Below are 2938 nucleotides of genomic sequence, written 5' to 3'. Positions count from 1 at the left end.
CGGGAGCCGAGGCGGGCCGGGGCGGCGGCGCCGGGGCGGGCGTGCCGGCCGGAGCCGGAGCGGGGCTCGGAGGAGGCGGCGGGGCCGGCGGGAGATGGGTCATCAGGCCGTCGACGTCCTCCACCTTCCACCCCGAGCCGTCATTGGAGAGGCTGAGCGGCACGTAGCGCATGGTCACCGACGAGCCGTTGGAGGACGTGGTGTCGATCGAGGCGGTGACGAGGAGCAGGGCGTGGGTCGGATCGGCCTCGACCACGTCGGTCGCGCTGGCCGAGGCGGAGGCCACCACCTTCTCGGCCACCAGGGCGGCGCCGGCCCCGCCCTGGGACGGCCGTCAGGGGCCCCGGTGTCGAGGTGCCGAGTGCCGCACCGTGGCCGCCTATTGCTGAAAAAGGAACGGTGGCGCCCACGACGCCGAGCGCGCCGAGGCCGAGGCCCGTGATTCGCGAAAGCAGGGTGAAGCTCCCTCCGGCCGGATGCTCGGAGGTGATCGGCGGGGGCCATAGGGCGCTTTACAAATAGAATCGGGCCAAATCCCTGATCTGGAGGCACTGATGGCCACGCCCGCCTCGGAGCTCGGCTACCGGGTGTTCGACGCCGACAACCACTACTACGAGGCGCTCGACGCCTTCACCCGGCACCTCGACCCCGCCCTCGGGACGCGGGTCGTCCAGTGGGCCGAGATCGGCGGCCGCCGCTACCACGTGATCGGCGGACGGGTGAACCGGGCGGTCACCAACCCCACCTTCGACCCGGTCTCCCCCGCCGGCGCCCTCTCCGAGTACTTCCGGGGCAACCCCCGAGGCCGGTCCCCGGCCGACCTGCTCGGTCGCCCCGAGCCCATCCGGCCCGAATACCGCGACCGGGACGCGCGCCTCCAGGTCATGGACACCCAGGGGATCGACCGGATCTGGCTGTTCCCGACCCTCGGGATGATCTACGAGGAGCCGCTCAAGCACGACCCCGAGGCCGTGGTGCTGATGTTCCGGGCCTTCAACCGGTGGCTGGAGGAGGACTGGGGCTTTGCCCATCAGGGGCGGATCTTCGCCGCTCCGTACATCACCCTCGCCGACCCCGACGCCGCCGTCCAGGAGCTGGAGTGGGCACTGGACCGGGGGGCGCGCACGATCGTGATGCGCACGGCCGCCGCCTTCACCCGGACGGGCCCCTTCTCGCCCGCCGACGAGATCTTTGATCCGTTCTGGGCCCGGGTGAACGAGGCGGGGATCACCGTCGTGGTCCATGCCGGCGACAGCGGCCTGTCCGCCAACGGATACGCGCCCGACGGGTTCTCGGCCGCCTTCGGGTCCGGATCCCGGGGGATGAGGCTCAACATCAGGCTGTTCTCGATCGAGCGGGCCGCCCACGACTTCCTCGCCACCCTGATCCTGGAGCGCCTCTTCGAGCGCTTCCCGAACGTTCGGGTGGCGTCGGTCGAGAACGGCTCCGAGTTCCTCTCCTACCTGTTCCGCAAGCTGCGGCATTCGGCCGACAAGACGCCCGGTTACTTCCGGCAGGATCCGGTGGAGACGTTCCGCCGTCACGTGTGGATCAACCCGTTCTGGGAGGACGACGTCGAGGAGGTCGTCGACCTCATGGGTGCGGACCGGGTGATCTTCGGGTCGGACTGGCCCCACATCGAGGCGCTCCCCGATCCGCTCGACTACCTCACCGAGCTCCGCAAGTTCGACACCGGGACCGTCCAGCGGATCATGCGCGACAACGCGTCCGAGCTGAACGAGCGCCGGTCCGCCGGCTGATCGCAGGCTCACCACCCGCAGGGTGGTGCCCGTTCGGGAAGGGCTGCCTGCCCGGGGGTCGCAGAGGAGCGGGCAAACGGTGCAATCGGTGCTCGAGGGCTCGTGCTCCGAGGGGGTCGCTGCGTAACGTCGGATCCGAGCCGGTCGGACCAAACGCAGGAGGCGGCGCGGCGTGACCATGCTGGACCCGGAGGAGTTCGTCCCCAAGCGGACCCCCCGCAGGCGGCCCTCCCAGGCCCCGGGCGTCGAGGGTCAGGCGAACCGCCCGCCCGAAGCCGCCCTGCTGGGTCTCGGCGGCGCCGCCGGCAACTCGGCGGTGGGCCAGGTGCTCGGCGGGGGCGGGTTCTCCGCCGCCTTGCTGGCGTCCAAGACGCCCATCCCCTGGACCAGGGAGACCCAGCAGGTGACCCGGCCCCAGGAGGGGGCCAGCGGCGGCGTCTACTTCATGCAGAGCGGCAACGGCACCCTCGTGGCCAAGCCCGAGGGCATGGGAGAGGGCGTCGAGGGCTCCGGCCAGGCGGAACGGCGCCAGGAGGCCAACAGCCTCAAGGCCCGCACCGGTTTCGCCACCACCTTCCTGTCCCGGGCGATGAAGATAGCCACGCCCCAGTTCCGGGTCGTCGACAAGCAGGACAACCGGAGCGAGTTCGACGACCTGAAGATCGCCATCCGCTCCAAGCTCAAGCTGAAGGAGCGTCAGACGAAGCCGAACATGGGCTTCGGGGATGTGGAGCACTTCAGCATCCAGACCATGGCCGGAGGCGGGACTCTCACCACCCTCGGCTCCAAGGCCGGCAAGAAGATGATGGACGAGCAGGACACCGGCGCCCTGCTGCCCTTCGTGAAGGAGATGTCCGACGACACCTTCCTCCTCCGGCTCGGTCGTCTGGTCGTGGCGGACGCCTTCATGGAGAACGCCGACCGGTTGAGCGCGGCCAAGGCCAACATCGGCAACATCATGTCGAGCGGGAAGGGCGGCCTGGAGGCCATCGACCAGATGGCGATGATCCGGTTCGGCATCCGGGCCAAGGTCATGCTCGAGGTCGACATGACCGCGATCACCAACCTGTTCTCCTCGCGCGACGCCATCTTCGACTCGTACATCCTGGGCCTGCGCTCGGCCATCGCCAAGGGCGGCGCCGACAGGAGCATGCTCGACTTCTGGCTGGGCCCGCCCG

3 protein-coding genes are annotated in these 2938 nt (G+C 70.0%); 2 read left to right on the top strand and 1 reads right to left on the bottom strand.

Features of this window, described 5'->3' with window-relative positions:
• The coding region (locus VFW24_17600) for a hypothetical protein (GenBank protein ID HEX5268584.1) at positions 1 to 301 on the bottom strand (301 nt) is incomplete at its 3' end.
• 253 nt (positions 302 to 554) lie between these two features.
• On the opposite strand from VFW24_17600, the gene VFW24_17595 reads away from it, so the two are divergent.
• The gene (locus tag VFW24_17595; protein HEX5268583.1) at positions 555 to 1760 is read left to right on the top strand and encodes an amidohydrolase family protein; all 1206 of its coding nucleotides are present in this window, start codon (positions 555 to 557) and stop codon (positions 1758 to 1760) included.
• A gap of 172 nt (positions 1761 to 1932) precedes the next feature.
• Positions 1933 to 2938: hypothetical protein (locus VFW24_17590; protein ID HEX5268582.1), on the top strand; the 1006-nt coding region annotated here is incomplete at its 3' end.

The organism is Acidimicrobiales bacterium (assembly GCA_036273495.1).
Taxonomy (GTDB): Bacteria; Actinomycetota; Acidimicrobiia; order Acidimicrobiales; family JAJPHE01; genus DASSEU01.
This window is presented reverse-complemented; position numbering and strand designations above follow the sequence as displayed.